The sequence below is a fragment of the Sphingomonas sp. IC-11 genome (assembly GCF_021043365.1).
Lineage (GTDB): Bacteria > Pseudomonadota > Alphaproteobacteria > Sphingomonadales > Sphingomonadaceae > Sphingomonas.
Window position 1 is genome coordinate 750,872 of sequence record NZ_JAJNDU010000001.1, and the last position, 17,196, is coordinate 768,067.

Genomic DNA, 17,196 nt, shown 5'->3' on the forward strand with positions numbered 1-17,196 from the left:
GGGATACTTTAGAACCCGGAGCGGCGTATAACGATGGCGCCTCTCACTCCCGCGGTCACTTGAGACTTACGGTTATGCGGACGATCAACGTGATACTGCTGTTGGCGCTCGCCGCCTGCGAAGGCGCGCCGAATGAAGGCCGGCCCACAAAGCGCGCGGAGGCGGGGCCTGCAGTTGATCCCGTCGAGGAAGAGTGGGTCGAATGCGCAATAAACGGGGCGCCCGACTTTACGCGAGTTTGCAGCGTTGAGCGGTCAAGGGCGAGTTCGGGTCTTATCTTGACGATGCGGCACCCCGATGGCGGTTTTCGCAGACTGCAGGCGATCGAGGATGGCAGGGGAGTGGTTGCTGCCGACGGAGCCGAGCCTGCCCAAGTGACGCTCCTGAGACCGGACGGGATCGAAGTGACAATCGGCAACGATCATTATCGGCTTCCTGCCACGATCACGGGGTCCGGACAGTGATACGGATCGATGGGCAACCGGTTCTCACCGTAGAGGAAATGCGCGCTGCCGAGGGGCGGGCGATAGCGTTGGGCATGACCGCAGAGAGCCTGATGGCGCGCGCTGGAGAGGCTGTTTCCGAGCAGGTGCGGCGGCTGGCCGCGGGGGCCGAAGTGCTCGTCATGTGTGGCCCGGGCAACAACGGTGGCGACGGCTATGTCGTCGCTGATACCCTTCGCAGGGCGGGGCATCCGGTCCGTGTCGCCGCATTGAGCAGTCCGACCACGGCGCCGGCAGCGGCTGCGCAAGCCCGCTGGGCAGGGCCGATCGAGAGCCTGGCGGATGTTGCGCCAGCACCTGTCATGGTCGACGCGTTGTTCGGTATCGGCATGAACCGACCGCTCAGTTCGGAGGCTGCCGAGTGGCTCGGCGGCGCCATGCGTGCCGCCCATTTGTCCGTTGCGGTCGATGTGCCCAGCGGCGTGTCGAACGATGACGGAGCCACTCTCGGCGCTGTCCCTCCGGTAAACCTTACGCTTGCGATCGGCGCTGTTAAGCCCGCGCACGTTCTCCAGCCCTCTGCTGCACTGTGCGGCGAAGTGCGCCTCATCGACATTGGACTCGACGCGGAAAGCAACGTGCGCTTGGCTGAAGTGCCGAGGCTCAGCGCTCCGCTAACGGGCGCTCATAAATATTCGCGCGGGCTGGTCGTGGTGATCGCAGGCAGGATGCCGGGCGCTGCGGCACTGGCGGCGTGCGCTGCGGGGCATGGCGGGGCGGGCTATGTACGGCTGCTTGGCAGTTCTACCGATCGCTTGCCCCACGCGATTGTTCGCCAGCCGTTCACCAATGAAGCGTTGGCCGACACCCGGATCGGCGCCATGGTAGTCGGGCCTGGGCTAGGCCGCGACGAGAAGGCGAAGGAACGTCTGGCCGCCGCGCTTCAGTCGGGTCGGCCGCTGGTTATTGACGGCGATGCGCTTCACCTGTTGGGTGACGAGCAGGCTCGCGTGCCGACTGTGCTCACGCCCCACGCCGGGGAATTTTCTAGTTTATTCGGTGATCTGACCGGCAGTAAGATTGACCGGGCGCAGCAGGCCGCGCGCAGATCCAACGCGGTCGTCGTGTTCAAGGGAGCCGACACCGTGATCGCCTCTCCGGATGGGCGCGCCGTGGTACATTCCACCGGCCCGTCATGGTTGGCGACGGCAGGAACCGGCGATGTCTTGGCCGGCATCATCGGTGCCCAGTTAGCCGGAGGCGCAGACGCCTTCACAGCTGCTACGAACGGCGTCTGGTTACATGCGGAATCCGCTCGACTTTCGGGGGCCGCGTTCATTGCTGATGATCTTGTCGCGCATTTGCCCGCGGCGTTTGGAGCGTGCCTGTGACCGACATGTCCACCATCATTCGGGTTGCTGCCCGCGGCGAGGGCGTAACCGCCGATGGCCGACATGTGCCATTTGCCGCGCCCGGCGATCGCCTGCGCGACGACGGCGCCATCGAGCATGGCGCGCACCACCAGACGCCGCCGTGCCGGCACTTCCCCGAGTGCGGCGGATGTCAGTTGCAGCATCTCGACGACGCGGCGTGGAGCCAATTCATTGTCGATCGCATCGCGGGAGCGTTGGCGGGGCAGGGGCTGTCGGCGGACATCAGGGCGCCGATCCTGTCGCCGCCCCGGACACGCCGCCGGGCGGCCCTCCATGCCGAACCTTCCGGCAGGGTGGGCTTTGCCGTCGAGAAGAGCCATGCGATCGTCGACCTCGCCGAATGCCATGTACTCGCGCCCGAGCTTTTCGCGCTGGTCGCCCCGCTGCGGCGGTTGGTACACGTGCTCCGGCCTCGCCGCCGATTGAACCTGCACCTTACGTTAGCCGATCAAGGCGTTGATTTGCTGGTAAATGGTATCATGCCGGAGGGGCTTGCCGCTGCCGAGGCCATTACGGCGTTCGCGCAAGCCAATCGTTTGGCCAGGGTAGCCTTTGACGAAGGATACGGGCCTGAAGTGCGGTGGGAGCCTGAGGGCGTGACCATCACGCTCGGCGGCGTTCCGGTGCCGCTGCCGCCCGCGTCCTTCCTGCAGGCGACCCGCGAAGGCGAGGCAGCCTTGGTTAGCGCGGTACGATCGGCAGTCGGCGAGGCGCCGGTCGTGGCGGACCTGTTTGCGGGCCTGGGAACATTCGCGCTGGCGCTGCCCGGTAGAGTGTACGCCGCCGAGGCGGGCCGTGAAGCGATCATGGCGCTGAAGGCGGCAGCGTCGCGATCGCAGCGCCCCGTGTTTACCGAGCACCGCGACCTCTACCGCCGGCCGCTGACACCCGCCGAGCTCGACCGATTTGCGGCCATCGTGATCGACCCGCCACGTGCGGGCGCCAAGGAACAGGCGCAGGCACTTGCCTTGTCGCGCGTGCCCCGGGTTGCTTATGTCTCGTGCAATCCCAGCAGCTTCGCCCGCGATGTAAAGACCATGGTAGAAGGGGGATGGCAGGTCGACTGGATCCAGCCGGTAGGCCAGTTCCGCTGGTCGACCCATGTGGAACTGGCCGCTAGCCTCAGCCGGGGCGACTGACGCTCCCGCTCAGATGTCAGCGGTCAGCCGGCCGTACAATTCCGGCCGGCGATCGCGAAAGAAGCCGAAGGCTGCACGGTGGCGTTTGACCCGATCAAGGTCGACGGTGGCGGTGATGACGCCTTCTTCGTCTCGGCCGAGTTCCGCGAGGATGTCACCGCGTTCGTCGCAGATAAAGCTGGTGCCATAAAAGGTCTGACCGTGTTCAACGCCGATGCGATTGGCGGCCACCACTGGAACCACGTTCGAGACGGCATGACCGACCATCGCCCGGCGCCAGAGGCGTGCCGTATCCAGTGACGTGTCGTGAGGTTCGCTGCCTATCGCCGTGGGATAAAACAGAATTTCTGCGCCCATCAGCATCAGAGCCCGGGCGGTTTCAGGATACCATTGGTCCCAGCAGATGCCGACGCCGAGCTTCGCTGGGCCGTCCCACACCTTGAACCCGGTATTGCCGGGGCGGAAGTAGAACTTCTCCTCATATCCGGGTCCATCGGGAATGTGGCTCTTGCGGTACACGCCCTGGATCTTTCCGTCAGGGCCGATCATCGCCAGGCTGTTGTAGTGATGAGGGCCGTCGGCCTCGAAAAAGCTGGTGGGAATCGAAACCTTTAGCTCCGATGCCAAAGACTGCATGGCAAGAACCGCCTTGTGCTCGGCAGTCGGCCTCGCGTTGGCGAACAGGCCTTCGTCTTCGATCCGGCAGAAATACTCGCCCTCGAAAAGCTCCGGCGGGAGGATGACCTGGGCGCCATGCGAGGCGGCCTCCCGCACCAGGCGGGAGACGTTCGCGATGTTGGCGTCCATGTCGGCGGAGAAGGCGAGCTGAAGCGCAGCGACGGTGATCTCGGTCATGCGCGGCCATGTAGGGGATCCCGCAATCGCCCGCCACCCTCCGCCCGCAGACGGCCGCGTGCAGGGTACGAATGGCCGCGCATGGAAGCCGGCCGGCCGCCTTCCGGCACAAATTGGCCGTTTGGTGGCGCAGACCGGCCTCTGTCTCCGGCAACGATCATTCGCTCGTCGTGAACCGATCAGAAGATCGTGTAGCCGCCGTCGATCGTGAAGGTATCACCGGTGTGGAAGCGCGATGCGTCGGAGGCAAGATAGACGGCAATGCCGCCGAAATCCTCCGGCTCGCCCCAGCGGCGCATTGGCACCCGCGAGATGACCTTGTCGTTGAACCGTTCATTGCCCTGCGCCCGCGAGGTCATGTCCGTCGCGATCCAGCCCGGCAGGATGGCATTGGCGCGGATGCCATGGCGGGCATATTCGACCGCAAGCCCGCGCATCATCGGGAGCAGCGCGCCTTTCGTAGCGGCATAGGCCTGGTTGCGAGGGGCGCCATGGACGGCGGAGGTGGAAGAGGTGGCGAGCAGCGAGCCGCCGAGATCACCAGCCTTGGCCCGGTCCACCATGTGGCGAGCCGCCGCACGCAGCGTCCAGAACACGCCGTCGAGATTCACGGCCAGCACCCGGCGCCACAATTCGGTGCTCATCGTATCGAAGCTTTCGGCGCCTTCGCCCACGCCAGCATTGGCGGCGACGAAATCAAGGCGGCCCATCATGTCCACCGCGCGCGCCACGCCGGCATCCACCGCAGCCTCATCCGCCACATCGACGCGTTCGACCAAGACGCGCGTGCCATGCGCGGAGAGCCGCTGCTCCGCCGCGGCGTTCTTGGCGGGATTATTGCCCCAGATCACCACGTCTGCCCCAGCCTGCGCCAATGCATCCGCCATGCCGATCCCGATGCCGCCGTTACCGCCGGTGATCAGCGCGACGCGTCCGCTGAGATCGAAGGGTGAATAGGCCATGATCCGCTCTCCTGTGCTGTTTTCACAGCCAGCCTAGCCGCGGAGCGGGCTCAGACGCTAGCTCCCGAGCGGTCGACCAATGCGGGCATGGCGCGGGCGCATGTGGAGCGCTGGCTGATGGAAGTGTCGAGACCTGCCGCCGGACGCCAGTTTCGGGCGGGTTGAGTGGATTGAATGGCGGCCATTGGCCGTTTTTGATCGGGGGCTTCTGGCATCGACGTGGCGCCGTGCAGCGTTCGAGATTGGGCGGTAAGCGGAGGTTAGACATCCACGACTTGGCGACAGGCAAGCTTCGCATTTCCGCGCGCCTTCGAGCCGCCTTTGGTGACTTCGAGGCTAACCTGCTGTCGACCGATGCGGGTAAGCAGCATCCCGAGGTTCACCTTGCCGAAGCGCTGCGGGTGTTCTGGGAGGAACCGCCGGCGAGGCGATGGGCATAGGAGTGGGTATCCGACGGACGAGCGGCAGCATTGGTTCCCGAGCGTTCGGGGACGAGGAGGTAAGCGGACGTCAATTTTGAAGGCTCCGTCTCGTCGCCGAGATGGAGGTTGCCTTGGCGAACGGCAAACCAACGTGGCGGGCCTGCGCGACGATCGACCAGATGCCGGCGCGGCTCAAGGCCGAGGACGGCAAGGTTTGAGCCGTAGAATGCCTTGCCCGGTGCAGTCATTCAATCCGGCAGTGCCATATGCCAGCGTACCCGTGGCTTGGTCCTACATCCGGTCCAGAGCGCCGGGAAGAGTTATGCGTGTGCCAGCAATCGGGACGTTGTTGCAGTCGGCAGCTCGGTGGCCGGGGAATTAATCCGTCGTTTCACGTAAGCGTTCTTTGTTCGTGTGAGACTTGGTGATGGATGTACCGCTCTGTTATTAGTTCCTTCGAGACAAGAAGGAAGGGCTGGGCGAGGCGGCAAGCTTATTGTTTCTATGAAATAGACGTGAACACCCGCAGGTGAAGACCTCTATTTTTCCATCGTTCACAATTGCCCGTAAATTGTTTCACCAGACTCGCATGTACAGGAGGCCCCTTGTATGAGGGCGGAGTATGCAAGCGATACTGTCACGCGCTCATCTGGTACGGAACGGGTCCGGAGCATCGACGCGCTTCGCACCATCATGTGCGCCGGGATAGCGGTCAATCATTTCACGCCCTATTTCTTCTCCGGCCAGGACTCGGAGTTGCAGGTCGCGAGATACCTTTCGTATTTCACGGATATCTTTGCAGTTCTCGCGGGGCTATTTACCTCTCCTTATCTGGCTCAGCGCTGGACAGGTGCAGGCTATTTCCGCTTTCTGGTGACCAGAACGGCGCGATTATATCCGCTGCACGTCTTCACCATGTCATTCTATGCGGTGCTGGCGGTGCCGATTCTCTTGGGTGTCCTGACACCGGAGAACGCCGACCGGTATGATTTGGCCGCCGTGCCCCCACATCTCACGTTGACCCATGCCTGGGGCGTGGGGCCCGTCATGGCGCTGAACTATCCATCGTGGATGATCAGCGCGATCTTCGGTTGCTACCTGATCCTGCCGGCGATCAGCATGCTGGTTCGGCGGGTCCGCTGGGCGATGATGCTGGTACTCGCAGGTGCGCTGGCGCTCAGTTACGCATTCGCGTGGAGCCTTGATCGCGAAGTCACCAGTCTTCAGCGCGAGGGGTTTGGGATCATGCGAGTTCTCCCGTCCTTTGTCTTCGGGCTGTTACTGGGGCAGGCCAAGATCCATGGTGGAAAGGTAGGATCCTCGCTGCTTTTCCTGGCTGGGATGATCGTCGCCTGCGCTACGCCGAGTCCGCTTGAAGGGGCATCCCGCTTCGCGCTGATCTACACGCTGGTCTATGCGGTGCTGCGAATGGACAAGGCGCAGGTCGCGACGCCGTTCAACCTTGCCGTCCTGCAGAGCTTGGGAAAGCTCTCCTTTGGCGTTTACTTGTGGCACGGGCTGGTTGCGACGGTGCTTTACCGGATCGTCCTTCCGCGAGCGCTCGACACGAGCCTGATCCGGGTGGGGGATGTCCATCCCATGTTCGCTTACGGCCTGATCGCGGCCGGCGTCGCAGTGGCGTTCGTGCTGGCGGCGATAAGCCTTCGGACGATTGAGCCATATGGCGCGGCGCTTTTTCGGCGGGCCGTAGGCGCCCGCGGATGAACGGGCACGGCTGCGCGCTCACCTCGTTGCATAAAAGGACGGACTGGCGGCTGATGCGGTGCCGGGTTGACGCACGTGCGGATTGACACCGAACCCGTTGCTTTGGTTCTGGCTGGCCGCCCCGAATTCTGGTAAGACATTGTAACGCCGGGCTTTACCAGGAGGTCGACGGCGGAGAGTCGCAATGTGCTGCCCTCCTTAAAGGCAGGAGCCGGTGTATGGCCCGCTACTTCTTCCATCTTCGAGACCATAACAGCACGCTTCTTGACGAGGAGGGTGTGGAGTTGGCGGACCTGGCGGTGGTGCGGCAAAAGGCGCTCGATGCGGCGCGCGATACGCTCAGCCATGACATTCGGGCCGGCTTCATCGACTTGCGGTTTCGAATCGACGTGGAGACAGAGGACGGCGCAGTCGTTCATTCGCTTGCGCTGGAGGATGCGTTCGTGGTGCGCGGCCAGGATTAGGTCAGAGCGAGGCATCGCGCAGGTTAGCGCCTGCCAACGCCCTTATGAAGCGTCTGGCGACACGAAGAGCGTGTCCATCGGCACAGCGAAGCGTGGAGACACCTGGTCGAGGTGCAGGTAGAGCGGGTTGAAGTCGCCGATCTGGCTGAGCGCCTTCCAGTTCGCGATCATGATCGAGCGACCGCTGTGCTTGATGAGCCCTTCGGCCGCGAGCGCCTTGATGGTCCGGTTGACGTGAACGCTGGTCAGCCCGGTGGCGTCGCCCAATTGCTCCTGGGTCATGGGAAGAACAAAGTTCTCGCTGTCGCCGATCAGCCCGGCGCCGCGCATGCGGACGGCAAGTTCGCAGAGGATATGCGCGATGCGCGCGCGGGCATCACGCCGCCCGACGCTCAACACCCATTCGCGAAAGATCGACGCTTCGATCAGACTGTCCACCCAGAAGGCGCGAGCGATCGCAGGCCGTTCCAACATCAGGCTCTCGAGGTCATCACGAGCGATATCCGCAATCACTGCCTCGGTCAGTGTCTGTACGCTGTGGTCGGCGATGTTGAGGAACAGATGCTGTAGGTCGAGCAACTCGCCCGGGAGGTGGACGGAGATGATCTGACGCGCGCCATCGGCGGTCAGTTTCTGTCGAAACGCGAGCCCGGAGATCAGCAGGGCACAGGTGGAGCGTGGCGGCTCGCCTTCCCGGATGATGTACGCGTTTGCGTTCACGCGTCGGCGAGCATGGGGCAGGGCCGCAAGGGCTTCGCTGTCGCTGTAGGACAGGATGGCGCGGTCTGACATCCGGCTGGAGAAAAACGCGAGGTTTGCTGGAGTGGACACGTGCGTCTCCTTCGGGCGGGAGCACAAGCATCTCTCAGTCGCCGCGATGCCAAGCAGGGAGCAGACGATTGCTCACCTTAACACGGCGGTTAACATTGGACCTAACATTATTTTGGAAGCGGAGCCTGCTGAGGATTTTCCCGTACGAAAAACCACGGAGCTGGAATACCCGGCGGCGTTGCTGCCATGATGCGGAGCAGCAACCCTCAGCTAACGGTATTGTGCCTTGCAGCATGTGGAAGTTTATCCCTTCGAAGGCGGAGAATTGGCATGGAAGAGGGCTGGGCTAGCCCCTGCCGAGGCGCGATTTCGACCGAAGTAGTTCAAGTTGTCCAAAAAAGTGCACCAGGCACCAACTTTTATTATAGACTGGGGGCGACTCGAGCCGATACTCCTTGGGGCAGGAGAAGACCTATGCTGTTGAGCGACGAGGACTACTTCTACGCACGTGCGGAAGCCGAGCTGAAGATGGCGAAGGCCGCGCGCGTGCCGATCGCGGCCCAGGCGCATTACACGCTGGCTGGCCACTACCTCAATCGCGCCTATGGCGGTCGCAGCGATCATGAAACGTCGGCCGACCAGCTCAGGGCCCGCATCCCGTCGCCATCCAGCCGGCAGTGAAGACGGCGCCTCAGGCCAGTACCGGTTTGCCACAATCGGCTGAAGCCCGCCGCGGTGCTGCGAGCGCCAGGGCTTAACACGCGCCTGGATTTGATGACGATCGGGTTCGTTTCGGGCCGGGCAGGCGCGGCGTGATGGAACGCCACCAGCGCTGAATCGCTGAAGGCGCTCAAGCGCAGCGGAGACCCGACCATGTTCATGCACAACAAAAGACTGCAATATACCGTCCGCGTGTCCGAGCCGAACCCGCGGCTGGCGACTATGATGATGGAGCAGTTCGGCGGCGCAGATGGCGAGCTGGCCGCGGCGATGCGTTATTTCACGCAAGGGCTGGGCGAGGATGATCCCGGCCGCAAGGACATGCTGCTCGATATCGCCACGGAGGAGCTGAGCCACCTGGAGATCATCGGCTCGATCGTGGCGATGCTTGGCAAGGGCGTGAAGGCGCAGATGGCCGAAGGGCAGATGAAGGAGGCCGAACTCTACCAGATGATCGGTGCGAGCGGCAGCAGCGCCAAGGAAGCGATCCTGTTCGGCGGGGCGCCGGCGCTGTGCGACTCCGCCGGCGTGCCATGGACCGCCGCTTATGTGGATTCGCGCGGCGAGCCGACGGTGGACCTGCGATCGAACATCGCCGCGGAGGCACGCGCCAAGATCGTGTATGAGCGTTTGATCAACATCACCGACGATCCGGGCATCAAGGATGCGCTGGGCTTCCTGATGACGCGCGAGGTCGCCCATCAGAAGTCGTTCGAAAAGGCGCTGTACGCGATCGAGAACAACTTCCCGTCGGGCAAGCTGCCGGGCGTCGAGAAATATGCCAGCATGTACGTCAACACCTCGCAGGGCGATGGCGACACGACCGGCCCCTGGAACACCGGTGACGAATGGGATCGCGTCGATGATCTGGAGCAAGTGATGCCCGCCGACGGCGGCGATGGCACCGCGAGCGTCAAGCTTCCTGCCAAGGACAAGAAGGTGGCGACCAAGATGGCGGAGCGCACCATGTCCGATCCATCCGCCGACCCGACCACGGGCGCGGATCTGGGGGCAGGCCCGGGGGCCGGACGCACCAAGGGCGGCGACATGGGCGGCGCGCCGGACATCGAGTCCGCGCCTGCCATGGCCGAGGCTACCAAGGGCAAGTGAGGTCGCGGGCAGCGCTCATGGATTGAGCGCTGCCCCTTTGGCCGACGCGTCCGTCCATCCCCCTCGCGGGCGTCGATGCAATCGGCGGTGGCGCTGATCGGGAAAGCCGGCTGTCTTACCAGGATACCGGCACGGACGGAGATGTCGCTTCCGCGGGGGAAGCGAGCTGGCTGCCTGCTTCTGGGTGCGGGCGATTGGCTAGGCGCGGGACGGTCGGCTGCGGAAGATCGTTCCTGCTTCTTTCGCGGAGCGAGGTGGCCCTTAGCGGCTGAGATGATCAGGTGGGGCAATCGCGACAAGTGTTGTGGCCGTCACGGTGTTCCACTCGAATGCAGGATCGTCATGAGCGCCAAGAACATGACGAGCAGCGGGAGGTAAGTGCCCGCGGCATTGTCGTGAGCCGGATGAGAGAGATGACGGACGCTATCGCAAGGGTCGGGTCCGCTGATCACGAGATAATGACCGGGGCGAGCGATCAGCCCAATCCCAGCCGCTTCGCTCCGGCCATCTGGCGGGGTTCCTGCGGGAGGTTTCTACCTTGCTTGCGAGGCTGAGCACGGCAACGAGCGGTAGCCGTTGCCGCCTGCGCCGAGGGGAGCGCCGGGCTCCGTTCTCGCAAGCGAAGGAAGATTGCCGATCACGAAAACGCCGGCGGGTAGCGGAGCAGGCAACCGGGGATCGGGGGGAGCGGGCAGTGCGCGAGCGATCCGACGGCCCCCCAGTGCCTTAGAAGTCGACGTTTGCGGAAATCAGTATCCGGCGACCCTCCTGATTGATCGAATAGGCGGGGGTGAAGGCCGTCGTCGTGCCGGAGGCATAGGGCAGGTACACGGCATAATCGGTGTCGAGGATGTTGTAGAGCGTCGCGGCGAGGCGGAAGGCGGGCGTGACCTGATAGGAGCCGCCGAGGTGGAACACCTCATAGCCCCGGAAATCGCCCAGCGCGCGCTGCTGATCATTGTTTCCGCGCCAGCGCCTGGAACGGACCTCGGCGCGAGCCCAGAGGGTTGCCTTGTCGTCGATGCTCCACCGCAGGTTGCCGTTGAGCATGTGCCGGGGCGTGCCGATCAGCGGCAGGCCCTCCTCCGGGCCGCTCAGCTGTTCGCTTTCGGTGTAGGTGTAGTTCAGGCCCAGTGAGACGGCAGGGGTGAAGCGGAAGCTGGTCGCCACTTCCACGCCGCGGGTGCGGGCTTTGTCGATGTTGATCGACTGGCTGAAGAGATCGACGGTGGGAAAAGGGCCGACGTCGAGGCAGCCGGGGCGGTTCGGATTGCCGGTGAAACGGCAGTTCGGGATGCCGGGCCCAGCGGCGATCTTGTCGGTGAAGTCGTTGTTGAACAGCGTGACGTTACCGCTGAACATGTCGCCACTGTCGTAATATAGCGCTGCTTCGTAGCTGGTGCTGGTTTCGGGCACGAGATTGGGAGAGCCGAGCAGCGGGATCCGACCCTGGCCGCCGAAGCCGATGATGCCGCTGGCGATCTGTTCGACGCGAGGCGTCTTGAAGCCGCGGCTGACGCCACCCTTCAGCGTCAGCTGCCGGTTGATATTCCACACCGCGTAAGCGCGGGGCGACCATTTGTCGCCGAAGGTCGAGTGATCGTCGTAGCGGGCGCCGCCGGTAATGTTGAAGCTGTCGGCCAGCGTGAGCGTCGCTTCGGCAAAGCCGGCCCATTGTGTGAAGCGGAACGGCTCCGGAGCGACGCCCTCGACCATCCGGGCGCGCCAATATTGGCCACCGACGGTGAAGGCGACCGGCCCCTCGCGCCCGGCGAAGCGGGAGTCGATGATGTCGTTCCGCGCCTCGAGCGTGCGCGGGCTGCGAGGGGTCGCACCGGGAGTGCCCGCAGGGATGAGGCGGCCGATCGTCTCCGTCTCGTTGCGGGTGAGCGTGGTGTCGAGCGTGCCGAGCCTGGTGCGCCAGCTGTGGGCGAGGACATAGTTGCTGCGGTTGAACCGCTGCTCTGGCGCATAGCCCCCGGAGCCGAGCGTACCCAGCCGGCCCTCACGATTGTCGTACCGCTGTTCGTTGCGATCATATTCGAGCCACAGATCGTGATCGGCATGCGGCGTGAGCGTCAGGCGCCCGCCATAACTGTAGATGTCCGACCGGACAGGATTGCGGCCGAGCGTGAGCGCGGGATCACCGGGGATGGCAATATTCGAACCCTCACGGTGGAACACGCTGCCGCGCAACGTGAGGCCGAGGAGATTTTGCACGACCGGGCCCTGGGTGAAGGCGTTGATCGACTGGATGTTGCCGAAGCGCTCGTCCCCCTGGATCGTGCTTTCGGCGGTGGCGGTGCCGACCCAGCGATTGCCAACCTTGCGCGTGATGATGTTCACGACGCCGCCCATCGCATCCGAACCGTAGAGCGTGGACATTGGCCCGCGCACCACCTCGATCCGGTCAATGGCGGAATAGGGTGGCAGGAAGCTGGTGGAGGTTTCGCCGAAGCCGTTGGGGGTGACGCCGCCGGGCGCGTTCTGGCGCCGGCCGTCGATCAGCACGAGCGTATAGTCGCTGGGCATGCCGCGCATGGAGATGGTGAGGCCACCCGTCTTCCCCGCCTCGCCGCCGACATCGACGCCCTGAACATCCTGCAGCGCCTCCGCCAGGCTGCCGAAGCGCTTCTCTTCGAGGTCGGCACGGTCGATCAGGCTGATACTGGCAGGGGCGTCCTTGATGCGCTGTTCATAGCCGGCAGCGGTGACGACGATCGCATCGTCCGCATCCGCCACGGTGGCAGGTGCGCGATCAGACTGCTGCGCGTGCGCACCGGTCGCCAGCATCGCTGCGACGAGGGCCGCAGCAGAAGAGCGCCGCGCAACGCGCAGCGTACCGGTGGTCGACATTTGGTAACCCCCAAATTAGCTATCAAGAATGACTTGCAATAGCGTCTTGTTGTTCCTGGCGAGGAGTGGGGTCAACCATTGCGCGCCGTTGGCAACATTTTGTTACAGGGCGTTAGGCAGTCTCACAGGGCGGCCTCAAGGACGTAGCGCTGCGGGAGAAGATTGGAGCAGACCAGCGCCGAACGATGGCGATGAAAAGAAACTACGGGTAATTGCGTATGGAAACCCGCGGAGGATCAAGCTTTTAGCCATCGCCTGTAATCTGGAGAACGTCAGCATGTCCAAGCCGCTTTCGCCCGAAACCATGGCATTGGTGAAGTCGACCGCGCCCGCGCTTCAGCAGCATGGCGTGGAGATTACCACCCGCATGTACCAGCGCCTGTTCGTGGATCCGGAGATCAAGGCGCTGTTTGACATGGCGGCCCATGAGTCCGGCGCGCAGCCCAAACGGCTTGCTGCGGCTATCCTGGCGTTCGCGCAGAATGTGGACAAGCTGGATGTGCTGAAGCCGGCCATCGAGCGGATCTGCGCACGGCACGTCGAGACGCACATCAAGCCGGATCATTATCCCGCCGTGGCCAACGCCTTGCTGCCGGCCATTCGCGACATCCTGGGTGATGCAGCGACGGACGACATCCTGAATGCCTGGGGTGAGGCATATTGGTTCCTGGCCGACATCCTGATCAACCGGGAAGCCGAAATGTATCAGGCCGAGGCAGCCTGACCGGCCCGTCTTGGTTGCGGCAGCGCGCGCCAGGGTGCGCACTGCCGGCCACGCGGGCGATCAGAACGAGCGGACGAGCCGCAGGTTGAGTTTCGGTGTGCGGTCACCGGTGTCGTAGCGGGGGCCGGTCAGCGGCACGCCGACTTCCATGTTGACGCCGAGCTGATGCCGAAGATCCGCACGCAGGCCGCCCCCCGCAGAGGCCAGTGACCCGCCGCCAAAGCCGCCCTGCAGGTTGCTGACCTCGCCGCCGTCGACGAACACGTATAGCTGCGCGCGATCGACGAAGCTGGCGGGCTGCTTCCAGAGGTAACGCAGTTCCGCCATGCCAGCAGCGCCGCGGTCGCCGGTCCGTTCGCTCCAGTCATAGCCGCGCAGGAACGCGGTTCCGCCCAATCCGGCCTCTTCGGTGATCAGCAGCGGTTGCGACGCCACCTGGCTGAACACGCCGAGGCGAAGGCTGAGCGGGCCGGTCAGCCCCTTTGTCCATTCCGCCCAGTTACTAAGCGCGGTGAACGTCCCATCGGCGTCCCGGCGAGAGGCGAGGGGATCACCGGCCCGGGTCGCACCCAAAACGTCGAAACCCTGCGACAAGGTGGTGCTGACCCGCAACTGACCGCCGGCCACCGTTCCATAGCCGTACAGCGACACTCGCGCGGCCCTGACGTGATCGTCGCGTACGCGAACGGAGCGCTGATATTGCACAAGGTTCCGCGCGCCGAGCTCTGCCTGTAGCCACAGGCTGCTGTCGCGGCGCCGAAGCAGCGGCTGGAGCAGCTCAACCCCGGCGAACCAGCTGCGGCTTTCGAGATCGTAATCGTCGAGATAGGCGCCCGGGCGGGCGATCGATCCCGACGCAACCACTGCGACCTCCGTGCCCGAGGCATTCACCCTTTTCGCATAGCGCAGCCGAGCGAATTGCAGCTCGCGCGGTTCGAACAGAGTGCTGGAGTAAGTAAGCGTGAGCGAGTCATCGGACGCGAAAATCGCGTTCAAGTCGACATCGACCCTCAACTGCTCCGGACCGAGCGGCTTGGTGCCCTCGTTCGACAGGCTGGCACGGGCCGTCACTCGATCCTGCGCGACGTTGATTAGAAGAACGCCCTTGCTGCCCTCCCGGACGAAGCGGCTGGCGGTGATGCGAGCGCCATCAATGTCGCCGGCGATCAAAAGCCGGCGTTCCACGTCCTGAAGCCGCACGGGTGCGCCGTTCACCAGCGGCTGCAAGGCGCGGCGAACGGCGGGATGGTCGCCGTTCTGGACACGGATCTCATCGATGCGGCCCTCATCAATGCGCACGCGAAGAACGCCATTGGCGATCCGCTGTGGCTCGATCCAGGCAGAGGCAAAGGGATAGCCGCGCGCTTGCGCCTGAGCGGCAATCGCGCTTGCGAGTGCGCCCAGTTCGACTGACCCGAGCAAGGAACCGATGCGCGGTGCAATCACCGGCGCGAAGTCCGCCGGGGTCAGCGCCTGGAGCCCGTCGATCACCACTGCGCCGACGAGCAGCGGCGCCGAGCTATCCGCAGTTCCGCTGGCAGCGTCGCTGGAAATGGCGGCAGGAGGATCGTTCGCGGGGAGATCGGCAGGCGTGATTTGCGCGGGGCTGTTGGTCGGCGCGATCCGGTCGAGCGCACGCTGCGCATCGGCGACCCCGATCAGCGAAGGGACCGTCAATGCGGTGAGAAGCGGAAGACCGAGGATGCGCATGAATCGGGCGATAGCCACTAAGGCCTTACGAAAACCTCAAATTGCATGAAGTTAACCAAGGCCGCCAACCGCCCTTAAAGTTTCCGCCCCGTAGGAGGCAGGGGAATCTGGGGGAATGTGAATGAGTATCCTGCGTCTTTTTGCGGCGGCTGCGCTTTGTTCGTGTGCACCGGCCGCCCTGGCGCAATCGCTGAACTGGACGGTCAGCGAAACATCCGGCACCGTCACGGTGCGTGATGCGAGCGGCACCCATGCTGCGCGCCGGGGCAGCGTTGTTGCCGCAGGGGCAAGTGTGGCCGCCGGGCCGGGCAGCCGCGCGGTGCTGGTGCGCGAGCGGGATTTCGTCACCGTCTCCGCGAACAGCCGCATTCAGTTGCCGACGGCTACCCAGAAGGGCGGCATCCTGGAAGTGCTGCAGGAATGGGGCAACGCGGTTTTCCAGATCGAAAAGAAGCAGGCGCCGCATTTCGGCGTGCGTACCCCGTATCTGGCGGCGGTGGTGAAGGGCACCACCTTCTCGATCACGGTGTCGAATGAAGGCGCGGCGCTTCAGGTGCTGGAAGGCGTGGTCCAGACCTCGACGATCGATGGTGGTGCGACCGAGCTCATCCGGCCGGGCATCCTGGCCAGCGTGGCGGCGGGCGATCGCTTTCGCCTGACGGTGCAGGGGCAGGAGGCGCGCGCCATCGATTCGCCGCAGCGCCCGGCATCGCCAAGCCCGGCCACGCCCGAAGGTGCGCCGGCGACGGGATCCGCCGATGGCCCGGCACCGTTGGCGCAGGCTGGCAGCAGCGGGAATGATGTTGCGGGAGCGACCTCCGTGCCAGCGGCGGACGGCCCCGGCCCGATTGCCGTGCAGCAGGCAGTTCTGTCGGCGCCGACCGCGAGCGCGGTAGCGGAGCCCTCGGTAACCCAGGTTCTGACTCAACCGATCATGGCAAAGCCGGTGGATCTGGCGCAGGTGACCAACGGCCTGGTCGGGGGAACCAGCGCAGCACAGGTGGCCAGCGTGCAAGCGGCGATCATTCGCGCGAGCGCACCCGGCGGCGATGCTGCCCCTGCCACCCCGGACAAGGGTGGCCCCGCGGCCGACAATCCCGGCAATGGCAATCCTGCCACCCCCGCCCCCGAGAAGCCCGCGAACGGGAACCCTGGCACCGATAAGCCCGGGAATGGCGGTCCCGGAACGGAGATGCCTGGCAACGCTACTCCGGGAGGCGGCGATGCCGGTAATGGAAAGCCCGGCAACAGCACGCCCGGAGAGAGCACTCCCGGGGCCGAAAACCCCGGAAACAGCAATCCGGGGAACGAGAGTCCCGGCAGCGGTACGCCGGGGAATGGCACCCCGGGCAGCGGCACCCCGGGTAACGGCAACCCAGGCGACAGTGGTCCTGGGAATGGCAAGCCTGAGCAGGGCGGTCCCGGCAACGGGAACCCGGACGCTGGCGCTCCCGGCAACGGGAACCCGGGCAATGGTACTCCGGGTGACGGCAAGCCCGGGAACGGTGGGCCCGGCGATGGCAAGCCTGAGCAGGGCGGTCCTGGGAACGGGAACCCGGACGCTAGCGCTCCCGGCAACGGGAACCCGGGCAATGGTACTCCGGGCAGCGGCACCCCGGGTAACGGCAACCCAGGCGACAGTGGTCCTGGGAATGGCAAGCCTGAGCAGGGCGGTCCCGGCAACGGGAACCCGGACGCTGGCGCTCCCGGCAACGGGAACCCGGGCAATGGTACTCCGGGTGACGGCAAGCCCGGGAACGGTGGGCCCGGCGATGGCAAGCCTGAGCAGGGCGGTCCTGGGAACGGGAACCCGGACGCTAGCGCTCCCGGCAACGGGAACCCGGGCAATGGTACTCCGGGCG

General features: G+C 64.6%; 14 protein-coding genes. 9 read left to right on the forward strand and 5 right to left on the reverse strand.

Annotated elements, in window-relative coordinates; genetic code table 11:
• The first annotated feature begins 502 nt into the window (after nucleotides 1–502).
• Nucleotides 503–1,834 (forward strand): NAD(P)H-hydrate dehydratase, encoded by a 1,332-nt coding sequence (locus LQ954_RS03620; RefSeq protein ID WP_269142119.1) that lies wholly within the window; start codon nucleotides 503–505, stop codon nucleotides 1,832–1,834.
• A gap of 5 nt (nucleotides 1,835–1,839) precedes the next feature.
• Complete coding sequence (locus LQ954_RS03625; protein WP_227771087.1) at nucleotides 1,840–3,015, forward strand: class I SAM-dependent RNA methyltransferase; 1,176 nt, start codon at nucleotides 1,840–1,842, stop codon at nucleotides 3,013–3,015.
• 9 nt (nucleotides 3,016–3,024) lie between these two features.
• On the opposite strand, the gene aguB is transcribed toward LQ954_RS03625, so the two are convergent.
• Together aguB and LQ954_RS03635 are read right to left on the reverse strand one after the other, a co-directional pair.
• Complete coding sequence (aguB, locus tag LQ954_RS03630) at nucleotides 3,025–3,870, reverse strand: N-carbamoylputrescine amidase (RefSeq protein WP_231022002.1); 846 nt, start codon at nucleotides 3,868–3,870, stop codon at nucleotides 3,025–3,027.
• A gap of 179 nt (nucleotides 3,871–4,049) precedes the next feature.
• A complete protein-coding gene (locus LQ954_RS03635; protein WP_227770809.1) occupies nucleotides 4,050–4,832 on the reverse strand; it encodes an SDR family NAD(P)-dependent oxidoreductase in 783 nt (260 codons plus the stop codon).
• A 275-nt stretch (nucleotides 4,833–5,107) separates the two neighbouring features.
• On the opposite strand from LQ954_RS03635, the gene LQ954_RS03640 reads away from it, so the two are divergent.
• The 3 genes from LQ954_RS03640 (at nucleotide 5,108) to LQ954_RS03650 (ending at nucleotide 7,443) form a co-directional block, all read left to right on the forward strand.
• On the forward strand, nucleotides 5,108–5,272 hold the full coding sequence (locus tag LQ954_RS03640) for a hypothetical protein (RefSeq protein ID WP_231022003.1): 165 nt from the start codon (nucleotides 5,108–5,110) through the stop codon (nucleotides 5,270–5,272).
• 591 nt (nucleotides 5,273–5,863) lie between these two features.
• The gene (locus LQ954_RS03645) at nucleotides 5,864–6,979 is read left to right on the forward strand and encodes an acyltransferase family protein (RefSeq protein ID WP_231022005.1); all 1,116 of its coding nucleotides are present in this window, start codon (nucleotides 5,864–5,866) and stop codon (nucleotides 6,977–6,979) included.
• A gap of 218 nt (nucleotides 6,980–7,197) precedes the next feature.
• Nucleotides 7,198–7,443: a DUF6894 family protein gene (locus LQ954_RS03650; protein WP_231022007.1), complete on the forward strand. Its 246-nt coding sequence runs from the start codon at nucleotides 7,198–7,200 to the stop codon at nucleotides 7,441–7,443.
• Nucleotides 7,444–7,485: 42 nt separating this feature from the next.
• Here the strand turns inward: LQ954_RS03650 and LQ954_RS03655 are convergent, their stop codons facing one another.
• Nucleotides 7,486–8,274 carry a Crp/Fnr family transcriptional regulator gene (locus tag LQ954_RS03655; protein WP_231022008.1) on the reverse strand — a complete coding sequence of 263 codons (789 nt, stop codon included), beginning with the start codon at nucleotides 8,272–8,274 and terminating at the stop codon, nucleotides 7,486–7,488.
• Nucleotides 8,275–8,688: 414 nt separating this feature from the next.
• On the opposite strand from LQ954_RS03655, the gene LQ954_RS03660 reads away from it, so the two are divergent.
• Together LQ954_RS03660 and LQ954_RS03665 are read left to right on the forward strand one after the other, a co-directional pair.
• Nucleotides 8,689–8,895 carry a hypothetical protein gene (locus tag LQ954_RS03660; RefSeq protein ID WP_231022010.1) on the forward strand — a complete coding sequence of 69 codons (207 nt, stop codon included), beginning with the start codon at nucleotides 8,689–8,691 and terminating at the stop codon, nucleotides 8,893–8,895.
• A 192-nt stretch (nucleotides 8,896–9,087) separates the two neighbouring features.
• On the forward strand, nucleotides 9,088–10,044 hold the full coding sequence (locus tag LQ954_RS03665; protein WP_231022011.1) for a manganese catalase family protein: 957 nt from the start codon (nucleotides 9,088–9,090) through the stop codon (nucleotides 10,042–10,044).
• Nucleotides 10,045–10,770: 726 nt separating this feature from the next.
• Here the strand turns inward: LQ954_RS03665 and LQ954_RS03670 are convergent.
• Nucleotides 10,771–12,900, reverse strand: a complete 2,130-nt coding sequence (locus LQ954_RS03670; protein ID WP_231022013.1) for a TonB-dependent receptor domain-containing protein — start codon at nucleotides 12,898–12,900, stop codon at nucleotides 10,771–10,773.
• Nucleotides 12,901–13,177: 277 nt separating this feature from the next.
• On the opposite strand from LQ954_RS03670, the gene LQ954_RS03675 reads away from it, so the two are divergent.
• Nucleotides 13,178–13,624 (forward strand): globin domain-containing protein, encoded by a 447-nt coding sequence (locus tag LQ954_RS03675; protein WP_227770801.1) that lies wholly within the window; start codon nucleotides 13,178–13,180, stop codon nucleotides 13,622–13,624.
• Nucleotides 13,625–13,684: 60 nt separating this feature from the next.
• Here the strand turns inward: LQ954_RS03675 and LQ954_RS03680 are convergent, their stop codons facing one another.
• The gene (locus tag LQ954_RS03680; protein ID WP_231022016.1) at nucleotides 13,685–15,334 is read right to left on the reverse strand and encodes a ShlB/FhaC/HecB family hemolysin secretion/activation protein; all 1,650 of its coding nucleotides are present in this window, start codon (nucleotides 15,332–15,334) and stop codon (nucleotides 13,685–13,687) included.
• 121 nt (nucleotides 15,335–15,455) lie between these two features.
• Here LQ954_RS03680 and LQ954_RS16095 point away from each other — a divergent pair.
• On the forward strand, nucleotides 15,456–17,196 hold a 1,741-nt coding region (locus LQ954_RS16095), incomplete at its 3' end, for a FecR domain-containing protein (protein ID WP_269142120.1).

Bases quoted from the DNA above. Each gene is read 5' to 3' on its own strand.
- LQ954_RS03650 (WP_231022007.1), top strand. From the start codon at position 7,198: ATGGCCCGCTACTTCTTCCATCTTCGAGACCATAACAGCACGCTTCTT.
- LQ954_RS03625 (WP_227771087.1), top strand. From the start codon at position 1,840: ATGTCCACCATCATTCGGGTTGCTGCCCGCGGCGAGGGCGTAACCGCC.
- aguB (WP_231022002.1), bottom strand. From the start codon at position 3,870: ATGACCGAGATCACCGTCGCTGCGCTTCAGCTCGCCTTCTCCGCCGAC.
- LQ954_RS03675 (WP_227770801.1), top strand. From the start codon at position 13,178: ATGTCCAAGCCGCTTTCGCCCGAAACCATGGCATTGGTGAAGTCGACC.
- LQ954_RS03665 (WP_231022011.1), top strand. From the start codon at position 9,088: ATGTTCATGCACAACAAAAGACTGCAATATACCGTCCGCGTGTCCGAG.
- LQ954_RS03645 (WP_231022005.1), top strand. From the start codon at position 5,864: ATGAGGGCGGAGTATGCAAGCGATACTGTCACGCGCTCATCTGGTACG.
- LQ954_RS03670 (WP_231022013.1), bottom strand. From the start codon at position 12,900: ATGTCGACCACCGGTACGCTGCGCGTTGCGCGGCGCTCTTCTGCTGCG.
- LQ954_RS03635 (WP_227770809.1), bottom strand. From the start codon at position 4,832: ATGGCCTATTCACCCTTCGATCTCAGCGGACGCGTCGCGCTGATCACC.
- LQ954_RS03620 (WP_269142119.1), top strand. From the start codon at position 503: ATGCGCGCTGCCGAGGGGCGGGCGATAGCGTTGGGCATGACCGCAGAG.
- LQ954_RS03660 (WP_231022010.1), top strand. From the start codon at position 8,689: ATGCTGTTGAGCGACGAGGACTACTTCTACGCACGTGCGGAAGCCGAG.
- LQ954_RS03680 (WP_231022016.1), bottom strand. From the start codon at position 15,334: ATGCGCATCCTCGGTCTTCCGCTTCTCACCGCATTGACGGTCCCTTCG.